This is a genomic window from Polynucleobacter sp. AP-Ainpum-60-G11 (genome assembly GCF_018688375.1).
Classification (GTDB): Bacteria; Pseudomonadota; Gammaproteobacteria; order Burkholderiales; family Burkholderiaceae; genus Polynucleobacter.
In genome coordinates this window covers 396014-418974 of sequence record NZ_CP061318.1, presented here as the reverse complement: position 1 = coordinate 418974, position 22961 = coordinate 396014, and the positions used below count along the sequence as shown (strand labels likewise).

General features: G+C 44.6%; 29 protein-coding genes. 6 read left to right on the top strand and 23 right to left on the bottom strand.

Features of this window, described 5'->3' with window-relative positions; all coding sequences use genetic code 11:
- Nucleotides 1-12: 12 nt before the first annotated feature.
- The 14 genes from FD971_RS02230 to FD971_RS02165 all read right to left on the bottom strand — a co-directional run bounded on the left by FD971_RS02230 (nt 13) and on the right by FD971_RS02165 (nt 11493).
- Entirely contained in the window at nt 13-696 is a 684-nt protein-coding gene (locus tag FD971_RS02230) for a tetratricopeptide repeat protein (protein WP_215334497.1), read from the bottom strand.
- A 126-nt stretch (nt 697-822) separates the two neighbouring features.
- The gene (locus FD971_RS02225) at nt 823-1464 is read right to left on the bottom strand and encodes a tetratricopeptide repeat protein (protein ID WP_215334496.1); all 642 of its coding nucleotides are present in this window, start codon (nt 1462-1464) and stop codon (nt 823-825) included.
- A 120-nt stretch (nt 1465-1584) separates the two neighbouring features.
- Entirely contained in the window at nt 1585-2340 is a 756-nt protein-coding gene (locus FD971_RS02220; RefSeq protein ID WP_215334495.1) for a hypothetical protein, read from the bottom strand.
- A 163-nt stretch (nt 2341-2503) separates the two neighbouring features.
- Complete coding sequence (locus FD971_RS02215; RefSeq protein ID WP_215334494.1) at nt 2504-2917, bottom strand: hypothetical protein; 414 nt, start codon at nt 2915-2917, stop codon at nt 2504-2506.
- 44 nt (nt 2918-2961) lie between these two features.
- Nucleotides 2962-3297 (bottom strand): flagellar biosynthesis anti-sigma factor FlgM, encoded by a 336-nt coding sequence (flgM, locus tag FD971_RS02210; RefSeq protein ID WP_215334493.1) that lies wholly within the window; start codon nt 3295-3297, stop codon nt 2962-2964.
- A gap of 90 nt (nt 3298-3387) precedes the next feature.
- Nucleotides 3388-4077, bottom strand: a complete 690-nt coding sequence (flgA, locus tag FD971_RS02205) for a flagellar basal body P-ring formation chaperone FlgA (RefSeq protein WP_215334492.1) — start codon at nt 4075-4077, stop codon at nt 3388-3390.
- On the bottom strand, nt 4077-5666 hold the full coding sequence (locus tag FD971_RS02200; protein WP_215334491.1) for a hypothetical protein: 1590 nt from the start codon (nt 5664-5666) through the stop codon (nt 4077-4079). The genes flgA and FD971_RS02200 overlap by 1 nt, the downstream gene beginning before the upstream one ends.
- Before the next feature lie 31 nt (nt 5667-5697).
- Nucleotides 5698-7644 carry a hypothetical protein gene (locus FD971_RS02195; protein ID WP_215334490.1) on the bottom strand — a complete coding sequence of 649 codons (1947 nt, stop codon included), beginning with the start codon at nt 7642-7644 and terminating at the stop codon, nt 5698-5700.
- A gap of 40 nt (nt 7645-7684) precedes the next feature.
- The gene (locus tag FD971_RS02190; RefSeq protein WP_215334489.1) at nt 7685-8092 is read right to left on the bottom strand and encodes a hypothetical protein; all 408 of its coding nucleotides are present in this window, start codon (nt 8090-8092) and stop codon (nt 7685-7687) included.
- A complete protein-coding gene (locus tag FD971_RS02185) occupies nt 8089-9114 on the bottom strand; it encodes a PDZ domain-containing protein (RefSeq protein ID WP_215334488.1) in 1026 nt (341 codons plus the stop codon). The genes FD971_RS02190 and FD971_RS02185 overlap by 4 nt, the downstream gene beginning before the upstream one ends.
- Nucleotides 9115-9122: 8 nt before the next feature.
- Entirely contained in the window at nt 9123-9938 is an 816-nt protein-coding gene (locus tag FD971_RS02180; protein ID WP_215334487.1) for a hypothetical protein, read from the bottom strand.
- A 41-nt stretch (nt 9939-9979) separates the two neighbouring features.
- Entirely contained in the window at nt 9980-10738 is a 759-nt protein-coding gene (locus tag FD971_RS02175; RefSeq protein WP_215334486.1) for a hypothetical protein, read from the bottom strand.
- Between the two features lie 9 nt (nt 10739-10747).
- The gene (locus tag FD971_RS02170; protein ID WP_215334485.1) at nt 10748-11170 is read right to left on the bottom strand and encodes a surface-adhesin E family protein; all 423 of its coding nucleotides are present in this window, start codon (nt 11168-11170) and stop codon (nt 10748-10750) included.
- 134 nt (nt 11171-11304) lie between these two features.
- Nucleotides 11305-11493, bottom strand: a complete 189-nt coding sequence (locus FD971_RS02165) for a hypothetical protein (protein ID WP_215334484.1) — start codon at nt 11491-11493, stop codon at nt 11305-11307.
- Nucleotides 11494-11756: 263 nt separating this feature from the next.
- Here FD971_RS02165 and rpoN point away from each other — a divergent pair, with 263 nt between their 5' ends.
- Nucleotides 11757-13148 (top strand): RNA polymerase factor sigma-54, encoded by a 1392-nt coding sequence (rpoN, locus tag FD971_RS02160; RefSeq protein ID WP_215334483.1) that lies wholly within the window; start codon nt 11757-11759, stop codon nt 13146-13148.
- Nucleotides 13149-13151: 3 nt separating this feature from the next.
- Here rpoN and FD971_RS02155 read toward each other — a convergent pair whose 3' ends face one another.
- Genes FD971_RS02155 through FD971_RS02145 form a run of 3 tightly spaced genes read right to left on the bottom strand, consistent with a single transcriptional unit; the run spans nt 13152 to nt 14966 of the window.
- Nucleotides 13152-13871 (bottom strand): GGDEF domain-containing protein, encoded by a 720-nt coding sequence (locus tag FD971_RS02155; protein ID WP_215334482.1) that lies wholly within the window; start codon nt 13869-13871, stop codon nt 13152-13154.
- 34 nt (nt 13872-13905) lie between these two features.
- On the bottom strand, nt 13906-14394 hold the full coding sequence (locus FD971_RS02150; RefSeq protein ID WP_215334481.1) for a hypothetical protein: 489 nt from the start codon (nt 14392-14394) through the stop codon (nt 13906-13908).
- On the bottom strand, nt 14391-14966 hold the full coding sequence (locus FD971_RS02145) for a hypothetical protein (protein WP_215334480.1): 576 nt from the start codon (nt 14964-14966) through the stop codon (nt 14391-14393). Before FD971_RS02145 ends, FD971_RS02150 begins: the two co-directional genes overlap by 4 nt.
- Nucleotides 14967-15115: 149 nt before the next feature.
- Here FD971_RS02145 and FD971_RS02140 point away from each other — a divergent pair, with 149 nt between their 5' ends.
- Nucleotides 15116-15388: a hypothetical protein gene (locus FD971_RS02140; protein WP_215334479.1), complete on the top strand. Its 273-nt coding sequence runs from the start codon at nt 15116-15118 to the stop codon at nt 15386-15388.
- A gap of 45 nt (nt 15389-15433) precedes the next feature.
- Here FD971_RS02140 and FD971_RS02135 read toward each other — a convergent pair whose 3' ends face one another.
- Genes FD971_RS02135 through FD971_RS02125 form a run of 3 tightly spaced genes read right to left on the bottom strand, consistent with a single transcriptional unit; the run spans nt 15434 to nt 17456 of the window.
- On the bottom strand, nt 15434-15871 hold the full coding sequence (locus tag FD971_RS02135) for a hypothetical protein (protein WP_215334478.1): 438 nt from the start codon (nt 15869-15871) through the stop codon (nt 15434-15436).
- A gap of 15 nt (nt 15872-15886) precedes the next feature.
- Complete coding sequence (locus FD971_RS02130; protein ID WP_215334477.1) at nt 15887-16360, bottom strand: polymer-forming cytoskeletal protein; 474 nt, start codon at nt 16358-16360, stop codon at nt 15887-15889.
- A 37-nt stretch (nt 16361-16397) separates the two neighbouring features.
- Nucleotides 16398-17456, bottom strand: coding sequence for a hypothetical protein (locus tag FD971_RS02125; protein ID WP_215334476.1), 1059 nt, complete (start codon nt 17454-17456; stop codon nt 16398-16400).
- Between the two features lie 254 nt (nt 17457-17710).
- On the opposite strand from FD971_RS02125, the gene FD971_RS02120 reads away from it, so the two are divergent.
- Complete coding sequence (locus FD971_RS02120) at nt 17711-18034, top strand: hypothetical protein (protein WP_215334475.1); 324 nt, start codon at nt 17711-17713, stop codon at nt 18032-18034.
- A gap of 82 nt (nt 18035-18116) precedes the next feature.
- On the top strand, nt 18117-18518 hold the full coding sequence (locus FD971_RS02115; protein ID WP_215334474.1) for a polymer-forming cytoskeletal protein: 402 nt from the start codon (nt 18117-18119) through the stop codon (nt 18516-18518).
- Nucleotides 18519-18566: 48 nt separating this feature from the next.
- Here FD971_RS02115 and FD971_RS02110 read toward each other — a convergent pair whose 3' ends face one another.
- The 3 genes from FD971_RS02110 to FD971_RS02100 form a co-directional block, all read right to left on the bottom strand.
- Nucleotides 18567-19445 carry a hypothetical protein gene (locus FD971_RS02110; protein ID WP_215334473.1) on the bottom strand — a complete coding sequence of 293 codons (879 nt, stop codon included), beginning with the start codon at nt 19443-19445 and terminating at the stop codon, nt 18567-18569.
- A 53-nt stretch (nt 19446-19498) separates the two neighbouring features.
- A complete protein-coding gene (locus FD971_RS02105; RefSeq protein ID WP_215334472.1) occupies nt 19499-19954 on the bottom strand; it encodes a polymer-forming cytoskeletal protein in 456 nt (151 codons plus the stop codon).
- Nucleotides 19955-20173: 219 nt separating this feature from the next.
- Nucleotides 20174-20431, bottom strand: coding sequence for a hypothetical protein (locus FD971_RS02100; protein ID WP_215334471.1), 258 nt, complete (start codon nt 20429-20431; stop codon nt 20174-20176).
- 244 nt (nt 20432-20675) lie between these two features.
- Here FD971_RS02100 and ahpC point away from each other — a divergent pair, with 244 nt between their 5' ends.
- Together ahpC and ahpF are read left to right on the top strand one after the other, a co-directional pair.
- The gene (gene ahpC, locus FD971_RS02095; RefSeq protein WP_215334470.1) at nt 20676-21239 is read left to right on the top strand and encodes an alkyl hydroperoxide reductase subunit C; all 564 of its coding nucleotides are present in this window, start codon (nt 20676-20678) and stop codon (nt 21237-21239) included.
- A 120-nt stretch (nt 21240-21359) separates the two neighbouring features.
- Nucleotides 21360-22904 (top strand): alkyl hydroperoxide reductase subunit F, encoded by a 1545-nt coding sequence (gene ahpF, locus FD971_RS02090; protein ID WP_215334469.1) that lies wholly within the window; start codon nt 21360-21362, stop codon nt 22902-22904.
- Nucleotides 22905-22961 lie beyond the last annotated feature (57 nt).

Sequence of the window (22961 nt, the reverse complement as noted above, 5' to 3'; positions counted from 1 at the left end):
GGATCGCTTCAGTTACAGACACCTGTACAGTCTGCGCATGTTTTGAATTTTTCCATACTGCGCTTCTGCAGCATCAAATTCTTTATCGTAATTTCCTCTGTTAGCATGCTGAAACATGATTAATACTCGATGGGCTTGGTCATGCTTTTGAAGGGTTGCGAGTACTAAGTAATAGCAAGCCTTTTTATGATCCTGAGGGATGTATTCCCCTTGCTCATATAAACACCCCAATGTATATGCAGCTTGGCGACTACCCTCTTCAGCCCCTTTAGCTAAATAAGCCGCGCCCTTAAAAATATCCCTGGGCACACCCTGCTCCACACCTAGTCCAAGTGCGTATATATTTCCAAGATTGCAATAGGCGTCATATACGTCCTCTTTAATTGCCTTCTCATAGTATTCAATGGCAGTCTTGTAGTCCTGCTTGATTTCCCCCATGCCGCGCTCGTGCATGAGGCCCACATTAAAGTGGGCATAGCCGTTACCCAAGCTGCTATTGGAATTTACCCAAGTAAAGAGTTTATTAATCTGCTCTGGATCAAGATGGCCATCAAAACACATCTTGGTTAAGGCAAACTGCGCCTCTTGATCTAAATCGATTGTCGCTAGGTCAAAGAAAATCTCAAACGCAGCATCGTACCTACCTTTTCTGAGATTTAAGGTGGCGATATCTAAACGAGAATTATCAAACTGCATGAAGTGCCAATCGATTGAAGTGAATTACTATTTTAGAGTACGCGGCTTGATTTCGCATGATGTAAAAAAGAAAAAACCTCAAAAGCACTACGCTTTTGAGGTTTGATTTTTTGCCTTAAATAGTTCTTATAGGCACTTATAAAGCATGCGCAAATTTTGAATCTTGCCAAATGTTTCCTCTGCAGCAGACATCTCTGCATCGTAGTCTTCTTTATGACTATGGACAAAAATATGAAGCACCCGCTTTGCCTGATCATGGCCTTGCAGCGCTGCCAGCGAGAGGTAATAAAACGCTTTTTTAAGATCCTGCGGAACAAATTCACCTTTGCCATAGAGTGAGCCCAAGGTATAAGCACACTGCCGACTACCCTCTTGAGCGCCCATGGCTAAAAACTTGATTCCATTATTGACATCTCGCGGCACTCCTTGATCCATACCCAAGCCTAGCGCCAGAATATTGCCTAAATTACAGTAGGCATCCTTCACTTCCTCTTTGATCGCTTTTTGATAGTACTCAACCGCTACCTTGTAATTCTGAACAACTTTTCCAAGACCACGTTCATGCATCAATCCCACATTAAATAGCGCGTAGCCATTGCCTAAACTGGTATGGCCATTTTGTAGTTCATAGAATTTTTCAATATGTTCTGGGGAGAGATTTCCATCAAATACCATTTTGGTCATCAGGAAGACTGCATCATCATTTTGGTCATTTACTGCGCAGTCATACAAAATATCAAAGGCAACATCAAACTTGCCTTTCTGCATATTTAATTGACCTAGTTCAATTGCACCGTAACCCATAATCTCTAACTCCTAGTAAGGCATTAATTTTATTGAATGGCTCATTATCGATGAATTTTTATTGCCCTACATTAGGGCATAAAGTTAGCACCAGGAGGCTTCCTGATACCAGTAATTAATGCGTCTATTCACTCTAGAGCTCTGAATGGCCGTCCTGGTGCTCACAAATTCATTTTCATTTAGCCTGGTTGGCTCATGGAGCTCGCAACCCACCCGAACCCGGGATTCCTCTAGAAGGCTTGGTCTAATGCTCCGAATGATGAGATCGAACTTAGCAGTCCGAGCTTGCAATCTCTCTAAGGTGCAGCCAGTCCAGATTTTGCCAACCTCTAGCTCGGTTGCGCCAAGACGAATATCAAACTGAATACCCTTATCGGAAATATCCACAATATCGGCGATCATTTCCTTGCCAACACTAAAGTAAATTAAGGCCTTAAATGCCCTATCAGGCGGTGCCGGCACCCTGAAGTCTTCTCGACGCTGGATGAGGGCTACCTCCTTAGGAATATCACATGCTAGCAAGCCGTTATCTAAGGATCGCAAGCCCTGCATTGAAAATTGTAACTTGCCCACATCTAGCCCCGCAACAAAAATGCATGGGTCCGCTAGGAAGGAATGCACTCCATTTTTTGGCGCTTCCTCTACCTTAAATTTGAAACCCGCCTTGACTTCTAAACCATCCACACTGACAGGCAGCAATTGCGATGACTTGGTATTAAAGATTGCACAGACTGGGCCTGGTGAGAAAAATTTCTCCAAATTCTTATATAGAAATCGACTGTCTAAATTGTATTTAGGATCAATCTGGCCGGGATCAGGCTGGTAAATGTTGAATGGCATCGCTGGAATTTGTAATTGCCCGTTCCCACCATGAATGCATTCTCAAATTTAAAAATGTTGATGAGAAAACTGGCACAAACTTGAAGCTTCTATAAGCCTTAATTATACAAATATCCGCAGTCTTGATATTCACCCCAGAGGGGCTAAATGGGAACAGAAAAGCCTAAACCTTGCGGGATAAAACTCCACCCACAGATCCAGGAACACCGCCATCACTGCCATAGGTGGCGCCTGGGGCTTGCTGAGCAATAAACGACTGCATAGCGGCGCTACGCTGCATTGCCAGACGTATTAAATCACCATTAATTTGATGATTGGTAGAGGTTTCATTGAGCAAACTTAATAAACGCTCTTTTTGATCCTCGGGGAACTCATTGATATCCCCTCGAAGTTTTTCCGCTCCACCGGGATAGCCATTAATTGACTCTAAGGCCGCATTAGTGAGCTCAAGAGCATTGGGCAGTCGATCCATATCGTTCGCCTCTAAGGCGGTGCGCAGATCTCTTACAGCTGTATCAATTTTCTGAAGAAAAGAATGCAGCCCATCAAATGACATTGATGGAGCTGAAACAGACATAGTTTTTTATTGAGGGGTGTTACGAAATCTAGCTAGAAGTCAGTTTAGGCGCGATTCGGTTTTTGACCGATTGCAGCTACGACATCTTTAAGCATAGCTTGAGAGATTTTTTTGTAATCAATCTCAAATTCACCAGCAGCAACCTTAGCGCGCAACTTCTCAATTAATGCTTCGTCGCTTGCTTTACTTGCTTTGGAATCATTTTGAACTTCAGCCAACTTTGCAGTCAGGCTGATATCTAAATTAACAGCTGGGCCAGAAACTACATCCGCATTGGCTTTAGCAGCAGTGTTATTTACAGCAGCCGAGTTTGAGCCTGGTGTGGCTTTACCCACTCCTGAATTTGGTGGAATCAGTGATGCATTCTCATTAATCTTCATCTCATTCTCCTATGAACTGCACTTTGCAACAATTTTACAGCTGAATTAATGCCTACGTACTACAAATTACCACATAAAGTAAGCAGTTGCTCACTCTACAGTAACCCCGATCACACCCGGCCTTAAAACCTTGCCTTGTAAGACCTGACCATCCATCAGGCGCACACGCACCATATCGCCTATCATTCCGGCAGTTTGGGCGGTTCCTTCTCCCGATACCTGAAATCCCTTACCCACTAATTGGATCAAAACAGGATCTCCTACCTTTATTACGGATGATTCCTTTAAATCGTTTAGCCCTATTGGTGCCCCCATTTGCAGCGATCGACCCAATACCTTTTCGTAGGCAGCCCGAGGGGTTCTCAAGACATCATCAGGCAAGGTGGTTAAATCCCCCTCAATCACCCGAATATCGCCATTTTCAATCTTCTGGCCAAAACCAAGGTAGCGACTAGCCACTACATAATCCCCATAAGCATGGATATTGACAGGCACATTGACCATCCAAGAGGCCTTGGCACAGCGCAATTGCAAGGTACTTCTGCCCCAGAGTCGAACTCCGGGAGGGGTCAATATCTCAACAGAACCGCCTAAACAGGCTGGAATCACCTGATTTGGCTCCATCAGCTCTACCTCAACACGCAGGCCATTCACGCTAGGGCTTTTCTGGATAAAGCGTTTGATGGATGCGTCGATATCTGGAGGTAAGGCCGCCTGAACGGAGAGTGCCGCAAGGCACTGAATGAAGAAAGCAAGTAGACCAAAGCCAAACAAGCGCATTATCTGACGTACCGATCCAAGGCAACCCAAGAATAGACAGTATTGGCGCCATCTAAAGCCACACCAGCCAACCAATGCGGCCTGTCTAATGCCGCAGGTATATTTTGGTGAATGTTCATATTCTCAACACCCAAAAACTCGTGGACATAGATCCAGTAGGTCTCTAAACCTGCCCGGATAGCAATTTTCCTGGCGGGATGGATGATTTCACCTAAAGAGTCCACTTTTGAGCTGGCAACCTTCTCCAACTGCTCTTCACCTAAATATTGGATCGCAGATACAGCGAAATACTCTCCATGACGGGAGAAATAAGCCATTGGCATTCTCAAAAGACTAGATGGGCAGGACAGGCGAACGCCCTCGTGATGCACTTCCAAAGAACCACCGATTTCAGCCATCATGCTGCCAACTGCCAACAAGTGTTCTTGAGATAAAGAAATGTGATCCAAATCGATAAAAATCATGAGCTCTTGCTGAACCGCAAAAATGCTCGGGCATGGCGGCAAAATACTCAGGATAGTTAATAACTGCTGAGCAACATCGGAGTCTGCATAAACTTCATCGATCAACAACTCATCAGTTAAGTTGTCAAAAATATGTCGCAAGGATTGTTGTCCTACGCGAATCAATTCATCTTGCTCCTTGCTTAATACAAAGTCGAGCTCAACTCCACTCCAACCATTGCCTTTGCCAGCTAAGCTACGGGCTTTTTGTAATCGATTTAAATTTGTTGATCGATCCAAAACATAGTGCTTGTCTAAAGAGCGTGAATTACTGGAGTACTCAAAAGCACTGGCGCGATCGATTGGCTGAGATAAGCCTTCGGGAATCGCAAACGCTTTAGGCCTTGGCTCTGGGACAACGACTGGCGGAGACTCTTGCCTAGGGGCAAAGAGATTCTTCAATTCACTAATCGTGCGATCTAGCGTGCGATTTAATTCCATCTCACGATCACTAGGTGCATCAGACTGGACCTGAGCTTGCGGGCTCTGAGTCTGAACTTGAGGCTCAGGAATTTTTTCAGAGGCGCGCAAACCTTCTTTGATGTCAGATGCAAATTCTTGATTTGGAAATTCATCCACATACTCATCTTCGAGGATGGGCGCCACTGGCTGAGCCATCGGTTGGGCTATCGATACCTCTTTCGGTTCACCCACCAACTCCGCAGTTTGTACGACAGACACTAGTGCAGAGATAGGCTCCTTGGAGACTGGGACACCCGCCTTGAGTTGCGCCAATTTCTGCTCGAATGCACTCTTGGCCTGATTGAGTTGCTCAACACTAACCAAGGGACTAGAACCACCAGAGGAGTGAATATGTGAGGCTTCTGCATTGACCAGAGCGACTAAATCTGGAATCAATAAAAATGCTTGAGCGCTACTAGCTGTAAAACTCTCAGATAACTCACTTGCAAATGCACTTAAAGCATCTAGACCAGCACCATCAAGAGCATTGGCTAAATCAACGCAATACATCACAGAAGACTCCAGCCTAGCTGAACCAGCACCGCCATTGGCCGGCACTGAGGAGACCAAGCCCTCAATCGCCCGATCAACGTCAATTAAAAATAGCGGTTTTTCTTCAGACATGGGATGTGCGCTTTATCTTTAGTTAACCGTATTAAGTTTTCGCTTGACGCTTGAGATCTGAGAACTCTTGACCTAAGCCATCGAACTCTTCTTCCCAGCTATCGAGATCACGTATCACTTGCTTAGCATCCATACCCAAGAGCTCGATTGCCTCTAAAGAAATTTCTGGTGCAAATTGCTCAGTAGCAGCCGCTTGCTCTAGGGCTACAGCAAGGGATCCTCTCATTTTTGAAACGGTTGCCTCAACACGATCAACCAAGAGATTGAGTTGCTCAGTTTCTACGGCGAGCTGTTTACTAGAGTGGTTATCCAAGATGGCCAAATACAATCTGACGCCCTGCTGTTTCAAAGCAAAGAATGCATCTTGCAACTGATCTAAAGGCCCCACTCTGCTAGCTCTCTCATTGGAGCCAGAATAGGCTTGCTCATCCTCACCAGAATTGGCGGGGCGTATTTGCGCCGCTTTATCTTGCAAGGTGTTAACAGAATGTCGTAGCTTGTTACTTAACTGACTGAGCAACTTGAAGCGACGCTCTATCTCGCTAATTTTTTGCTTCAAATCACCACTTAACTCAGAAATCACATTCACAACTGTTTTCAATTCTGGCGAAGCTGGATCTGCAGCCGGCTGCGGTGCGCGCTGAGCAGCAACAGGCTGAGGCTCACTCTTAGGCGTATCCATCACCTTCATACTTGGGGCATTAGCAAAGCCTAAGTCGATTGAACTTAAGAGCTGATCAGCAGCAGAAGCCACTTTGGTAGTGCGCTGCAAATCCAGGGCGTTTAAGCTGGTGTTGCGGAAGAAGACGAAGCCACCAACAGCAATACCAAATATGCCAACAATGGAGGCAATAGTCAGACCCAAAAATCCACCGGCAGTTTTAAAGTCAAAGAATCCCAAGTCTTGAGAATTTTGCTGAGCCACTACCTTCAACGCTTCATGATTAGAAGCAAAATCACGAATCGTCGTCATGCCGCTTGAATAAAGCTTAATGGCTAAGGCGCTTTCTTGAGGCAGCTTCGTATGCCAAGGAGTTTGATGAACCTTGGTCATCACTTCACCTAATTTAGAGGGTGATTTTCCAGAGGCCTTTTTACCCAACTCAATTTCAAGTAATACCTTTTGATCAATCACTGTACCTAAAGCTTTTTGCAGCTCAGAGGTGCTAGCTGCATCCGTGATATTTTTCTGCCAAGCATCATTCGCCTTCAGAAAAGCATTCAGACTTTCCGCATACTTTTTCACTGGCGAATCACTGGCAATCTTATCTAATTCCAGTACACCTTTTGGCGACAATAAGACTTCTGCTGACTTTGCAAGAATCCCAAATCCAGCCAAACTTTTTTCTTGCGCTATGACTGTGCCGATTGCTAGCTCTGTCTTCTTTGCCCCTATCAGGACATCTTGAACGCTGGCAACTTTAGATGACTTTGCTTCAGCTGGTTGAGCTTCAACCTCGTCAAGCTTTTCTTCAGTCAAATGAGCGTATTTATCAGGCTTACCAAAGACCACCTTCATAATTTTGGCATCTAACTTTTGGAAAAAGGCCAAGGCAGCGTTATCGGAGAGCGTAGCTAGCTTGCTAGAGTCCGTACTCGGTGCTTGATTTGCCGAATTCGTATTAGAAGTTTTGGCAGATCCAGAATCAGTTGCTGGGGCATCTACAGGCACCTTGACATCATCTGTAATGGATTTAAAGAGACCATCTGATTTTTTAAGATTATTAAAAAAACTAGGCTCTAGACCAAAAGCGCCACTCGTTTGGGATTGCAGCACTTTTAATGCCGGGATGAGGCGGAGTACCTCAATCTGCTCAATATCAATTGATTGCAAATACTTTCCATCAGAAACCCAGCTACGCGCTGTAATAAATGCACCAACGCTACTTACTAGCGCAATCACAAACGAAGCAATTGCTAGCCAACGCCAAGGGATCGTCGCTCGCTGAAAGATATGGTTTTTATATTTTTTGCTCATATATTTTTTCTAGCTAATGAATAAGGCCAGTCACCCGGCTCTATGAAGCCTCCACCAAAAGGTGATCGATCCCATTGTGATGCACAAATAATGAATCACTTAAAACGGATGCATGAAAAGGGCCGGAAATATTGTTCACCCTAAAACCAATACCCTTATTAAGACCATCCTTTAATACGACGATCCAGGGTGCAGCCCCTGGCTTGAGAACTTGCTGCCAATCGGCAATATTTTCTGATCGACGATTAAATCGTAATACCTGAAAGTGATTACGCAGATAAACCGGCGCACCCTCATGAACTACCACACCGCTAATTCTTAAATCCTTTAGGGATTGCTCAGCTTCAGGATATAAAAAAACGGACTGCACTGAGCTTGCTGGCAGCACATATCTTTCGCCATTGATGCGCATACCAAGCCAATATTCTGGATTCTCAAGATTGCTCATGATTTTTTACCAGTTACTCGACGCTGATACCAAAACAATCCCAATGCGATCGCAAAAATAAACAGGCTAGATACAAAGCCAACAACTGCATCGCCCATGCCCATTAAATGGGAGCTACTTCTACTCTCAATTTTTCTTCTAAGAGAAAAATACGTATCCACATTTTCTAGAAACTTTTTATGCTGCCAAGCCAATACATCCTTAGACTGAATTTTGGCAGGATTAGCACCAGAGGGATCAATCACGCTTTTTGCAATGAGATTGAGGCGCTTCGCAGTTTGCATGAGATTGTTTGCGGCCTCAGGACGCCAATCTACCGGAATACTAGTAAGCATATCGCGGCGATATTGCTCAGCTTGGCGCTTGGTTTCTTGCTCAGTTAAATACACTGCATCTGGTGGAGTTGAAAACTTGAGCCCGCAATTACTATCATTGATTGGGCCCTTACCAATCAGACGCAATACCACCGATACATTGTCTTTCTTGTGCCTTAAAAGCTTGAGCGCTACCTCGGCGGATGGTTTCTCATTTAAGGCAAGATAAAAACCCATGACTGATTCAATTTTGGCTGAGTTCACATTCAAGACAAGGTCCCCGGCTTTGATGCCAGCCGATTCGGCGGGAGAACCAGGCTCAACAGATTCAATCACTGGCGGAGTGACTGTCAAAATCGGCTTGAAACGCTTATTTTCAAACTCGGCAAAGAATTGGAATGCCCTGGTAACAGCCTCGTCTAAACCTACCGGCACGATCGCATCATCCACGAGCTTTGGGATATCAGCAGCCTTCAATCTGCGCTGGGTATTGTTGGCATTCAATCGAAAGTCAATATTTTGTGTATTAACAAAATCCTCAAGGTTTGGACTAACGACCTTCAGGTTTTTTAACTCGATAGAGGCGCTTGATAATTCACTTGCAGCACCTAGCAGCGTCATGAGCGAGACGGCGACTAAAAATCCCGAGAAAGCTAAGAACCAAAAATAAAGATTGCGCTGCGAGCGCTGGAGTCGAAATGAAAACAAGATAGTCTCTAGCCTTTCTTACGACCAGAGTCAGCTTTACTTGCGCTGAATTTACTGCCGGAATGATTTAAAACAAAACGTTGTTTAAGCATTTCCACTTCGCGATGCTCGGCCATCAACTGAACCTCAGTCTTACGCTTATCCATCAATAATCGGCAACTCGCAATATCATCAATCCAATCACCTGACTTCATCTCGATGATGGCAGTCTCCAAAATATCGCGCCCTGTTGTTTCATTTGCCTTCACGCGCACCACAAACAATCTGACATCATCTACATCACGTAAGGTCAACTCCACGTAATAAGTTCTGGCAAATCGATGGTTAATAGCGGTCAGCGTGTAAGGGTAGTTATGCAAGGTGAAATGAATGACCGTGCCATCATCTAAGGGCAAGGGATCAACCTTCAGATCCGTAATGCCGGCCTGGGCATGCCACTCTAAATCTGTTTGCTGCGCCTCAAGACTCTTTTTAGGAAATGCACGAGTCTCAAAATAAATTTGATACAAGGTCTCTGGAAGATGGCGCTCAACTGCGAGATTTTTTAAGACTTCTGCGGTTGAAGTAATACGCAAACGTTCAGCCATGAGGTCCAACTTCATGTTGGCAATTTTTTGATTAATGACCTCTTCAAGCTGATGCGTTTTTTGAAGGCTGGCCACAATGACTGGTTCAATGGGTTCAGGACCAATTCCATTCGTCTTCACATCCTCAACGACTTTGCCGTAAAAATCTTTGATAAAGAAATACAGCAACACAATGAACATCAGCGCGCTGATGATCATGATGAGTTTTCCGGTGGTGAAGTTGGCAAATAGGCTCATAGTCAATTCATTCGGATATTAGGTGATCTCTTAGAGCGAAATTATTCATGCCACGATGCCCCCAGATACCAGCGATTGAGGCGGCCTTGGACCCGAGCATTCTCAATGGCACTGCGCGTACTTTCAAATTCCTTCAAAGCCAATTTAGTAGGCTCATAAAGCTCACAGCCCGCACGAACACGATCCATTGCGGCTCCAGGACGAACGTTTTTGATCACAAGATCAATCGTAGTAGAGCGTGATTTGAGGCGCTCAAAATAGCCAGAGTGCCAATATCTTCCAACCTCAACTTCAGTTGCACCCAAGCGAAGATCAAGCAATACCCCATGATCAGAGATATCAATGACTTTAGTTAACAGTTCTTGGCCTGCGCCCAAACAGAGCACAAAATTCAAATCCTCATCGCCAGGTCCAAGCGTACGAAACTCTTTCCTGCGCTGAATCAAAATTAAATCGGCCGGCAAAGGGCATGTGAGATTGCCATCTTCAGTTAACTTGAGATTGTTCGCTAAAAATTGCATCTTGCCAGTGTCACCACACAAGACAACCAATCTTTGACCGCCGACTACACTAGTCAGACCGCCTTCAGGCTTGACTAGAGGCTGCATCACCAATAAGCCTTGCGCAATATCTAACAGCGATACCGGCAATTCCCTGGCTGATCCATCAAGTGTGTATAGACCGGCTAGCGGCTTTTTATGTAATTCGCGTTCAATTGTTTTTGCAATAGCACGTGGCTCAACATGAAACTTAGGTTCAATGCTTTTCAGTGCTTCAGGAGGGAATATATTAAATTTCATGAGATTGAATTAAGGCGCGCAAACTTGACTCTGCACAATTGCTAAAGGACTTCCCTCGGGTACTGGCTCATCATTTAACTCAAAGCCTGTATCGGTTTGCAGCATCGGTTTTCCTGTGGCCATTGGATCGGCATAATTCACGGTTGCCAAGGTAGAGTAAGTATTGCGCACGCAGTTAAAAAGAATATTGCGACGCACAGACGCTACACGCGACTGAGCATGCTCATCACTAGGCTTTCGATTGGTAATGATCCAGACTTTTTTCCAATCCGGCGGCAATGACTTAATCGAGCTCTTGTAGTACCCAATAGAGTATTGCTTACCATCGAGCACCATGACCAAATCCTCGTTTGCCTGCGCAAACGCCAAGTTCACCCCAAAAAAACTGGAGAGAACTAATACAGCGAGATTGATCGAAAAAGGCTTGCCCATGGTGAAAACCATCTAAATTGGCAATTATACGGATATCTAAGGGGTAAAAGTACCCCAACTTAGAACAAGTTGCAGTGATCAGTTATTGGGCAAAACCAACTCTGTCTAAAGGCCAGTCAATACGAAAACCCTAATTAGGACTGAGAGGACTCCACACCACCCTCTTGAGCAGGCAAGGGGATAGATTCTCCATCAATCACATGCTTTACCCAATAGCGTGCAGCAGCAATATTGGTCGTATAAAACGCAATTTTGCTACTCTTTTCTATCGTATAGAAACGCTCGCCACGAATGCGATGCTCGGTAATGACTGGATTTTCCATAATGTGAAATGTCTCTTTTATCTGCTAGTCATTTTAATACGGCTATATGGACTGCTTCGATTAGGTAATTTTCATCCCGCAATATGGAGTCTACCAAGATATAACGCTTAAGCCTTTAATTTATATAGATATTTATACAAAATTTATGGTTAGAATGGCGTTATGCACTCGGAACTGTCTTTACTGCAATTGAGGATTAGCACTATCCAATCCCAAGGGCCCCTCCGCATTACCTCGCCTGCTGGACGCCCGTAGGCAGCAATATGGCCATCTCACTGAATAACCGCCTGAGCACTCAGGTTAGCCTCACCCCGCAGCTACAGCAAGCCATCAAGCTACTGCAACTGTCTAATAATGAGCTAGAGCAAGAATTAGCCAAGGCGGCAGAAGACAATCCACTCTTGGAATTTGAGCCTAATCCTGAAATTGAGTCCAATCTCAGCCAATCAAACGAGCGTATTGAGGCCCCACAGAACAATTGGTCAAATACCAGTCAGTCAAGCCAAGATGATGAGGACTGGGTAGAACGCTATGAAAGAGTCGCCCATCAGCAAACCCTGCTGGAGCATTTAGAAGAGCAGATTCATTTACTCAATATCCCCCCTCAAGAACAGTCAATCCTTGCCTACCTAGCTGGATGTCTTGATGAAAGGGGGTATTTGATAGACGATCTCGAGTCCATTAATGCTGAAATTGGATCTCAACTCCAAGATCAAGACCTAAACTCTGCTGAACTTTTAGAAGCTGGACTGAATCGACTCAAACTACTAGACCCCCCAGGGGTTGGTGCACGCAATCTTGCGGAATGTCTTTCCTTGCAGATTGATCGCATTCTGGAGGAGCAAAAGGGCAATGCAGATGACTGGCAGCTTGCCAAGCTCATCGTCAATACCCATTTAAATAAAGTCGGATCTAAAGACTGGCTCAAAATAAAACAGGCTTGCGGCAAATCCCAGGCAGAAGTCCTCAAAGCGGTGGAGTGTATTCGTAGCCTGCAACACAATCCCGGCGCCCAATTTGAGCGTGAACACGACCAATGGGTTTTGCCTGATGTCGCCGTCAAAGCAAAAAATGGGCAATGGATCGTGGAATCCAATCCCAATGCGAAACCTCGCATTTCACTCAATAGTGAATACGCCAGAATCCTAAAAGAAAATGGCCAGAAGAAAGCTGATGGTGCTTTAAAGCAAAAGATGCTCGAGGCTAGCTGGATGGTAAAAAACATTGCGCAACGCGAGGAAACAATTCTTAAGGTTGCTCAAGAGATCGTTGCGCGCCAGCAAAAATTCTTTTCCATGGGCGCAGTTGGAATGAGACCACTAGTGCTGCGAGAAATTGCTGAAAGCCTCAACATGCATGAGTCCACAATCTCTCGCGTGACGACCCAAAAATACCTTTCATGTCCGCTGGGAATTTATGAATTCAAATACTTTTTCAGCAGTCAACTCAGCTCAGAAAAAGGTGGTGCGATTTCTTCAACAGCAGTCCAAGCCTTGATCAAGCAAATTGTAGAAAACGAGTCATCTACAAAGCCCATCTCGGATACGAATATTGCCAAACTGCTGAGTGATCAGGGCTACGTTATCGCCAGAAGAACGGTAGCGAAATACCGTGAAGCCATGCGCATACCGGCAGTGCATCTACGCAAAGCCTAATGCTCAAGCAAAAATCTGAATGCTGTTTTGCCCTGATTTTTTCGCTTGATACATTGCCTGATCAGCCTGATTGACTAAATCGGTCATTGATATTTGTTCATCGACCCTAATCGCAACGCCGATACTGGCACCTAAAAATAAGCGCATCGGATTATTCAGATCTAATTGCAGTGGCTCGCCAATAATCCCCAGCAGTCGAGTTGCCAGTTGCATCACCACATCTGGTGTGCTCACCCCCTCGAACACCACGATAAATTCATCACCACCCCAGCGCACAGCCATATCGGTAGGTCGGATCGCAGCCTGAATACGCTGACTGATTGCTACTAATACTTGGTCTCCGATTGCATGCCCATGTTGATCATTGATTACTTTAAAACCATCTAGATCAATAAAGCAGATGGCCAATGATCCTGACTTACCAGCTGAATGATAAGACTCTTGAGAGAACCCATCTAATAGACTTGAGCGAGTGAGCAAACCCGTTAACTCATCACGATTACCAGAAACAAGCTCACCGCCCTCACCTAGCAGCCCGGCCAGTAGTCGGCGTTGAACAGTCGATAAGCTGGAGTCCCGAGCTAGGTGGGCACTGACCGCCTGTCGATTCGTTGCTTGCAAAATTTGCTGTAAGTGCGCCAGAGTAATCTTCAACTGCTCAGCAGCGAATTCTGGATCGCGAGCGATCAGATCTATTTTTGAATCCAAATTGAGGTGAGCCAAGTTTTCTTGGTCCTTAGATATCTAAAGGGGGAAATTATTTACAGACAATGTTTTTAACATCGCCTTCAATGCTCCCCGAATCAATCACCAAAGGATTAGATTTATTTTTTTCAAAATAAACCTCATTGAGCGCACCCGTCTTAGCGTCAAAGTACATGTAAGAAGTACGGTAATAAAAAGAAGTGTTTTCTTTGCAATCCAATGCGCCGCTAGCACTAAATAAATTGAAAGACTTGCCATCAGGGGCCAATTGATCTTTATTGAAGTGCGCAGAGACTGTGTACCAAATATAGGGCCCCTCTGCTTTGCCCCAACCTGCTAATAAGTACAGGGTGTTCTCAGAATTCTTTCCCAGGACGATATCTTTATCGTTGGCTGATTTACTCACACCCTTAGACTCTGAAGTTTTCGCATGGCCAGTATCTGCAGGCGCTTTTGCATATGCTCCGCCTACAAAAGAAATTAACGTACATGCAAGCGTAAGATGAATGAGTGGCTTCACACGGCAGAAAAATTGACTCACTTTGCACCCTCCACGACCTGAGCGCTAGCCCACTTCTCTAATGCAGGCGGTACCGCCTGACCCTCAGCTAAACCAAAGTAACTCACTTTTCCGCCTTCCATCAAGGCAGCATAAATACGACCCTTGGTTGGATCAATGAGCAACGCTGCTTGCAACGCAGCGCATCCTAACTTTTGGCATCCAGTACCCAAGATTTGTGGTCCCACATAAACCAAGGAGGCGCTATCTTCCAAGGCAGTAATGAAATTTGCATAACTAGCACCTAACAAATACTTGAATAAAGGTTCATTGTTGGGGCGCTGAACAAAAGTTAGCGATGAGCTACCAACAAGCAAAGGAGAATAGGTAGCCACATATAGACTGCCATTAGCAAACTTCTCGCTTTGCTGAGTTTGCGATTGTTTAACAGCCTGCTGCTGATCTGACTCAGTCTTGTATTCCCAAGCTTTGAAGGCGACATAAAGCAGCACTAAAGCAATAAATGCATAAATCAAAACTTTGGCAATTTTTTTTGCTAATAGCCCAACTTGATTTAAGATCATTTGCGGTTTGATATCCATGCTGCGTGTCATATTGAGGTGGCAATGAGTTCGATTTAAGCGTCGATCTCGACCTAGCATCACTATAAAGCAAATCCGAGAGATTTCCACCAATTGGTCGACCCCAGTCAAGATTTGCAATAATCTATGCTTATTGGCTTAAACATTATTCTGGGGTATTTATGGGCAATTTGGATGACGCAATTAAAGAGCTGCAAACAATCAATGCTCACTTAGCCGAAATTAGCGCCAATCTTCAACAAAGAGATCGCAAATCCGATGAAAGCCTCAACGTCATTCGAAAAGATCTTTGGAATATCAAGAATATTGTGGCCGACGAAGGAATCCAGAATCGGATCGTTCAAAAGGGCGTAGAAAGAGCGCTCGCAAAAGGCTTTGGATATCTACTGATATCCGGACTAATGCTTTACATCATTGGTAAATTTTTTCTCTGACAACCGATTACCAGTCAGAGCGCAAAGCTGAAGAACTAGAAATTACTACTTTGTTGGATTAACAGACTCCAGCGCTATCGAGTAATCAACTGAAGAAAATAAACGCTGGAAGAAGTTTTGCTCTCCAGCATTATTAATTACCCGATACTGAATTAGATAAGTCCCCGCATTAGTTATAAGCTCTGCACTGCAATCCCTCTGAACTGCACTGTGAGATTTTTCTTGAAATTGCCCAAAAGCTAAGGTTTGCGAGTTATTTAAAAGTTGCTCATTATTTCGCAAATTATTGTTCAGCAAGATTTGAATATTCTCATCACGGCACTTTGGCAGATCCTTGAAGTAGTAGGTGTGGACTATGGCGCTGACAACTACGAGCACAATAAAAGCTAGCAATCCATACCAAGGGGCTTTGCTTCTAAAGGATGAGTCTTCTTGAGCCTCTTTGAGGTGATGAATCTCACTCGGCGGGATGTAATCTGTCATTGGGATAGCGACTACTTAGTAGCCATCCGCCTTTGTCATTGGCAACACATTATTAAGAGAATCATCACTGTCCTGCTCGTCTAGTAAATGATCTGTCGCGTCTGACAATAAGCACTTTAAATTGCCATTCACTTTAGCGTCTGGATGAACGTTAATTTGTGAGTAGGTCACATCGCCATTGACGATTGCACCTGGGTAAATTTCAACGCGGCCTTTTGCATATACTGACCCCTCAATACGGCCAATAATGATCGCGTGGGCGCTATGAATGTTGCCCTCTAGAAACCCGGATTTACCAACGACCGCGGTGTATCCGTCTTGGGATCCTTGAGATTGCTCATCTTGATGAATATCTCCCACCAGATGCCCGGAGAGGAGCATATTTCCGCGATGAGTGAAATCACCCTTAACACTAGACCCACTGCCAATCATGCTGGCATAAGTCAATTGCGTATCGGCCATCGGGCCTTTTTTTGAAAATTCGAACATTTCAATACCTCAAAAAATTAGCGCACAGGATAGCGAGCTATTGATTCACCTCGAGTAACTTCACTTGCTTAGTCCCGGCGGCAGGTAAGCGAACCCTCCACCCCTGAAAATACATTTCAACATCATCCAAATCTTGAGCTAAAACGGTGAATGGCGCAACACCTTTAAAGGCAAGGGCGGTATTTGCCTCCATTGCCATCACCAATTGCTTACCAGCGCTATCAACAAAGCAAATCGTCTGCTTAACTAAGGTTTTGAGATTCACAACATCCCCGGCCTTTGAAGGATTGGGCGATTGGAAGCTTAATATTTGTGCATTCGGCTTATAGGGGCACTGGTCTACTGCTACCTTTACCTCAGCAGGCTTACTTTCTTGACTGGGGACTGCCTCGGCCTGGGCTTCAACTTTGAGTTCTTCAACCGCATCTTTAGGCGCATCCTCAAGCGGAGTAACCGGAGTAATTGGCTTAGATTCCATTAAGCTGGCAACCTGATAAACCAAATCATATTTTGTATTTAGGCCAAACAATAGTCCAGCAACAGCCAGTCCTAATGAGAGAAAAAGTACTGGTTTGATAGGAAGATTAAAACGTCTTCCAGCATCTGGTCCAGAGACATCCCCGCCCACTTTTTCAGTTAATAACTCCTGCCACTCCAAGCGCTCAGTAATAGCAGGATCGAGTGATCCCGCACGAACTTCATCTTTTGTAGTTGAGGGGCCTGACTCTACAGGAGCAACATCCGCAACAGCGTCCAATGAATCGGGTTGAGAAGTGGCTTCTTCAGCATTCTCGGCAGCCTTGATGTCAGGGGAGCCGCCCTCGGGACTCTCAACAGCGATGGCAACTGGTCGCGGAAACAGTAAATAATCGGTTTCTGCAAGATTGAGAAAATTACCCACCCGTTTAGCTGCATTGACTTTCAAGGGGAAGCTGTAAAAAGAGCTCATTCCGCCCTCTTCTAGCTCCAAAATCATTTTGGCTGATAGGCAGCATAAATTCGCCAGCTCTAAGCGCTCAAGCTTTCTATTTTCCCTGGCCGCTTTTAGCGAAGATCCAATGACCTCTGGAAGGGGGTTGTTTTTAACTGGCGACATGCCATTTTCCTCAATTTACTTCACCGCAAAAATACAAGCAGGAGTAAAGATTGGCTAATCTTGTCTCCATATTGTTATATTTATATTGCAATACTAGCAAACTAGTTGATGTATAGGCAGTGATTCTCTTAGAAAAAATGCTTCAAAATGATGCCAAAATGATAAAATCACCCCCAATTAAGGGATAAACCCGATAAATAGAGGATTATTAGTACAAAATGCAGCTCATTTGGATCTCTGGGTCGACTTCGACCATGAAGCAAATCAAGATAACTGGTAGAACGGTCATCAAAATTGCTTTTTTATCCTTTAGCGCATTTATTCTCTTCGGCATTGGCATCCATTTCCTAGGATTTAGGGTGGCTATTCGATTTAGCCCAGAAATGACCAAGGAAATGGGCGGCGTTATCACGCGCAAGGAGATGGATGAGGTTGAGGCTCACTATCGCGAGAACCTTCAGGCCCTGCAGAAGCAAATTCCCCATATTGAAAGCAAAATTAACTCACTTAAAGAGTTAAAAGAGCAGTTTTCAGAGCTCTCCACCCCTACTACCGGGAAAAAACCAGCCCCAATGTAGGGCAAGCCAGTAGCACGGCCGCCCATAACACTCCTTAATTGCTATATGATCAACCCATATTTATTACCTCAGGAAACTTACTATGACCGATAACAATCCAAAAGGCTCCCTTTTCGTTGGCGAGGGCGTTATTGTCAAGGGCACTTTTGAAGTACCAGAAATGGCAGTTGTTGCTGGTCTAGTGGAAGGCGAACTCAACACCAAAGAAGTGCTAGTTGATACTTCTGGAATTGTGAATGGCCGCATTAACGCTGAAGTGGTTGAGATTCGCGGCGAAGTTACTCAAGGCCTTCATGTAACCAACCACCTGAATGTTCGCTCTAGCGCAAAAATTACTGGCCTCACCCAGTACGCCGAAATGAGTGTTGAAAAAGGTGCAAAACTGAGTGGTGAATTAAGAGTGATTGATGCCACTCCATCATCTTCAAGCTACTCAAGCTCCACTACACAAGACTACTCAAGCTCAAACTCTAATGATGAGTAAGTTTTAACTGCTTAAAAAAAATATCCCTTTATTGGGGTATTTTTTTATCTAGACATTGCTATTCGGTTTATCGCCAATGACATCCATCATCGATAGCATTTGGAAATATGGAGGTGGTGGATCATTAAATTCAGAATTATCAAACGCTGTAATGCGTGTCTTATCTATCGCCTTAAAAATTTCTGAATCAAATTGAATACCTCTGGGAGACTCATCTAAGCTATAGGTATCTGCATCTACCTTAGAAATCATCTTTACCACTTCAGCTTTTCCAGACTCTATGCGCACAATCCAAACATCGGTATAGCCAGTGGTATCTCGAAAGAGAGTCCAACGCCCCCAGCTCACATCATCCTGCATGTAGGAATCTTGCTCTAATACTTTCAAAACGCTACCGCTGTATTTGAACGGGGCTGACAAGGCTTCATTCATATCCGCCATAAAATAATGAATCTTGATCAGATCATCAAACTTTGGCAATCCCATTTGAGCTAGATTTTGCTCATACGTTTTCAGGGATTTTTGACACCCATCAACCCTGAGCTCAGGATCAACTTCAACGGGCTGAGCGGCTTCAGAGCTCAACTGCTCATCAAGCGCTTTTTGTGCCTGGTTGCAGATATTTGAAAAAATACTTAAAGACTCTGGACTTATACCGTAGGTATTGAACCAATGTTTTTCAATGATTAAAGAGGCTTCTGCTAACTGTGCATGCAAAAGACTGTCTTTTGGAAATCCATCCTCACATGCATATAGACGATCGACTAAGCGCCCAACACTGCCATCAGCATTGGGAACGGTTGCATGCCAGAAACTTTGAAAACTATCGTAGTTAAATCGTTCGCGATAATGATCGAAAACGCACTGGTCAAATTGCAGTTGACTCATCTGCAAAGACCCGCCTTTAATTAAGTCAAATAATCCCATGATCTACCATCCTTGTTGATGCGTTATGGGTATAAATCATACGTGTTTAAAAATTACTGACTCTTGATTTTGCTCCAATTCGCTTGAAAAATTGCTGCCGAATCAGTGGCGCCTTCAGGCTCCTCACCGTTTCTTGAGATCATCAAACCGTTTAATTTTGCGCCATGCTCAATTCCAAGCTGGCCATAAGTAATATCGCCCCGAACTTCCGCACCCTCGTGTAACTCAACGCGCTCAGTTGCATAAATATTGCCCTCTACCTTGCCTGCAACGAGAACCCTAAATGCAAAAATATCGCCCTGCACTGCGCCCGTACGACCCAAGGCAATGCTGACACTCTTTCCTTGGCGCGCCTCTATATTGCCGATCACCCGACCGTCAATACGTAGACTCTCATTAGCAACTAGCCTGCCATGAACCTCCGTAGCTGGTCCAATGATGGTCTCAAAGGACTCCATCGTTGGCTGCAAGAACTTAATGGACTGGGAATTTTTTTTGAACAAACTCATTGGGTTTCCTTTGGGCATCCAGCACCTTGGTGCCTTATCCCCCTCATCTGTTTGGGCGGGGATCTATTCTAGCTTTATTTAGGGATGTCCTCTGAAGGACGCCTGATTTGCAATGAGGGCTAAATAAGTTAGTGAATGCAAACTTATTTAGCTAGAGCCACACCCTCTAATTGCGGTGAAAGCCAGGCCCCGGAATAGCCACCATCACGTTTGGGCTACTTACAACAACTTGGTATTACGAATATATGCACCGATTTGGCGGTCAGCACTCATCGGGATCAGCTTTAGGGGATCTGGGGTATTGCCACTGATTTCAATAGTAGCTGCCGGCCCAGATTGTTCAACCTTCAGTGCAGATGGGACCGGGTGGGCTCGAGTAGAGGCTGTACTAGGGGCTATTTTGCGATCATGCAGAGTAGCGTCCCCTCTGTAGGTAGAGCTGCTTAAATAAGAGGCTTGCAGGTTTAATTTGTCCAATTGATTACTCGCAATCTATATAGGGCTTAGATAACATTATGAACCTTTTCAGGCTGGCGCCAAGAGCCTAGAAGCAAATATTGAAAAAGTAGATGCTGCTACCTTCAAGACAATTAAACAAGGCAAGCTATTAATCTAATAAATCGATGACATATATCTAAATTATTCATTATTCAAATAAACAATTAGTCTCTAGAATGGCTCTTGTTGTGAATCAACTATTTCATTTTTAACAGGAGAAACCATGTCACTTATTAACACACCAGTTCCACCATTCAAGACCCAAGCCTTCCATAACGGTAAGTTTGTCACTATTTCCGATGAGACACTCAAAGGCAAATGGTCAGTATTGATTTTTATGCCAGCAGCATTCACATTCAACTGCCCAACAGAAATTGAAGATGCGGCTGATAACTATGCAGAATTCCAAAAGATGGGTGCAGAGGTATACATCATCACTACCGACACACATTTCTCACACAAAGTATGGCATGAGACTTCACCTGCAGTAGGTAAGGCGAAATTCCCATTGGTTGGCGATCCAACACATACATTGACACGTGGTTTTGGCGTACACATTGAAGAAGAAGGTCTCGCATTGCGCGGCACATTCATCATCAATCCAGAAGGCGTTATCAAGACAGCTGAAATCCACTCAAATGAAATCGCTCGCGATATCTCTGAGACTTTACGCAAGCTCAAAGCCGCTCAGTACACAGCAGCTCACCCAGGTGAAGTATGCCCAGCTAAGTGGAAAGAAGGCGCAGCTACATTGACACCATCTTTAGATCTCGTAGGCAAGATCTAAGCAGTCAATTCAGCAGTAATTAGGAATCAATAGACTCTCTTCGGAGAGTCTATTGGGCAGGATGAGAAACAGAAACCTTGCCCAATAGACTCATCAAGACTTCATACTTAGGAACACATCATGTTAGACGCAAACATCAAGGCTCAACTCAAGGCCTATTTTGAAAAAATTGAGAGCCCGATTGTTTTAGAGGCTACTCTCGATGACAGCACTCCATCCGCTCAAATGTTGGAGTTGTTGAATGAGGTTGCCGAGCAGTCCAGCAAGATCACAGTAAAGACTTCTGGCAGCAGCAAAAATATTCCTAGTTTTACTGTCGCTAAGGTAGATGAAGTGGCGCGCATTGCATTCTCAGGTCTACCAATGGGTCATGAGATGACTTCTTTCATCCTGGCGATCTTGCAATCCAGCGGCTATCCACCGAAAGTGGAGCAAGATGTGATCGAGAGTATTAAAGGCTTGGAAGGCAAGAAACGCTTTCAGACATTTATCTCTTTGTCATGCCATAACTGCCCAGATGTCGTGCAGGCTTTAAACCTCATGGCTGCGCTCAATCCCAATATTGAACATGAAATGATTGATGGCGCTCTCTTTCAGGGCTTGGTCGATCAGTATCAGATCATGGCTGTACCTACCGTGATTCTGAATGGTGAAGTGTTTGGTCAAGGCCGTATGAGCGTTGAAGAAATTGCTGCAAAACTCGACACCAACTCCTCTGCTCGAGATGCGGAAAAATTGAACGCTAAAGCTGCGTATGATTCCTTAATCATTGGCGGCGGTCCAGCAGGCGCTTCAGCTGCGATCTACTCTGCTCGTAAAGGCATTAGAACCGGAGTGGTGGCTCAGAAGTTTGGCGGTCAGGTTGCCGATACTGTGGGTATTGAAAACTTCATCTCCGTTAAGGAGACTGAAGGACCTAAATTAGTCATGGCACTTGAGCAGCATGTAAAAGAATATGAAGTTGATGTAATGAATCTGCAAACTGCTCAGAGCCTCAGTAAGATGGGCGATGAGATTGCTATCACTCTAGAAAATGGCGCCGTGCTGAAAAGTAAGACAGTCATCCTGAGTACGGGTGCGCGCTGGCGCGAAATGAATGTACCGGGCGAGCAAGAATACCGTGGTAAAGGTGTGGCTTACTGCCCGCATTGCGATGGCCCTCTCTACAAAGGTAAGCGCGTTGCAGTGATTGGTGGGGGCAACTCTGGGGTTGAGGCTGCAATTGATTTAGCGGGTATTGTGAGTCATGTCACCTTGGTTGAATTCGATACCAAGTTGCGTGCCGATGCAGTACTCCAAAAGAAATTAAACAGCATGCCAAACGTCACCATCATTACCAATGCCTTAAGCAAAGAAGTATTGGGTGCCAATGGCAAAGTAACTACTTTGAGATATGAAGATCGTGCGAATCAGCAGATGCATGACATAGCGCTTGAGGGTATCTTTGTTCAAATTGGATTGCTACCTAATACTGATTGGCTCAAAGGTGTAATTGACTTATCCCCTCGCGGTGAAATCATCATTGATGCCAAAGGCGAAACCTCAATGCCGGGTGTATTTGCTGCTGGTGACTGTACTACTGTACCTTACAAGCAAATCATCATTGCTATGGGTGAAGGTGCTAAAGCATCACTCTCCGCTTTTGACTATTTGATTCGATCATAAGATCTTTAAAGCAGTACCTAGATGTAAAAAGCCCCGATCTCTCGGGGCTTTTCTCTT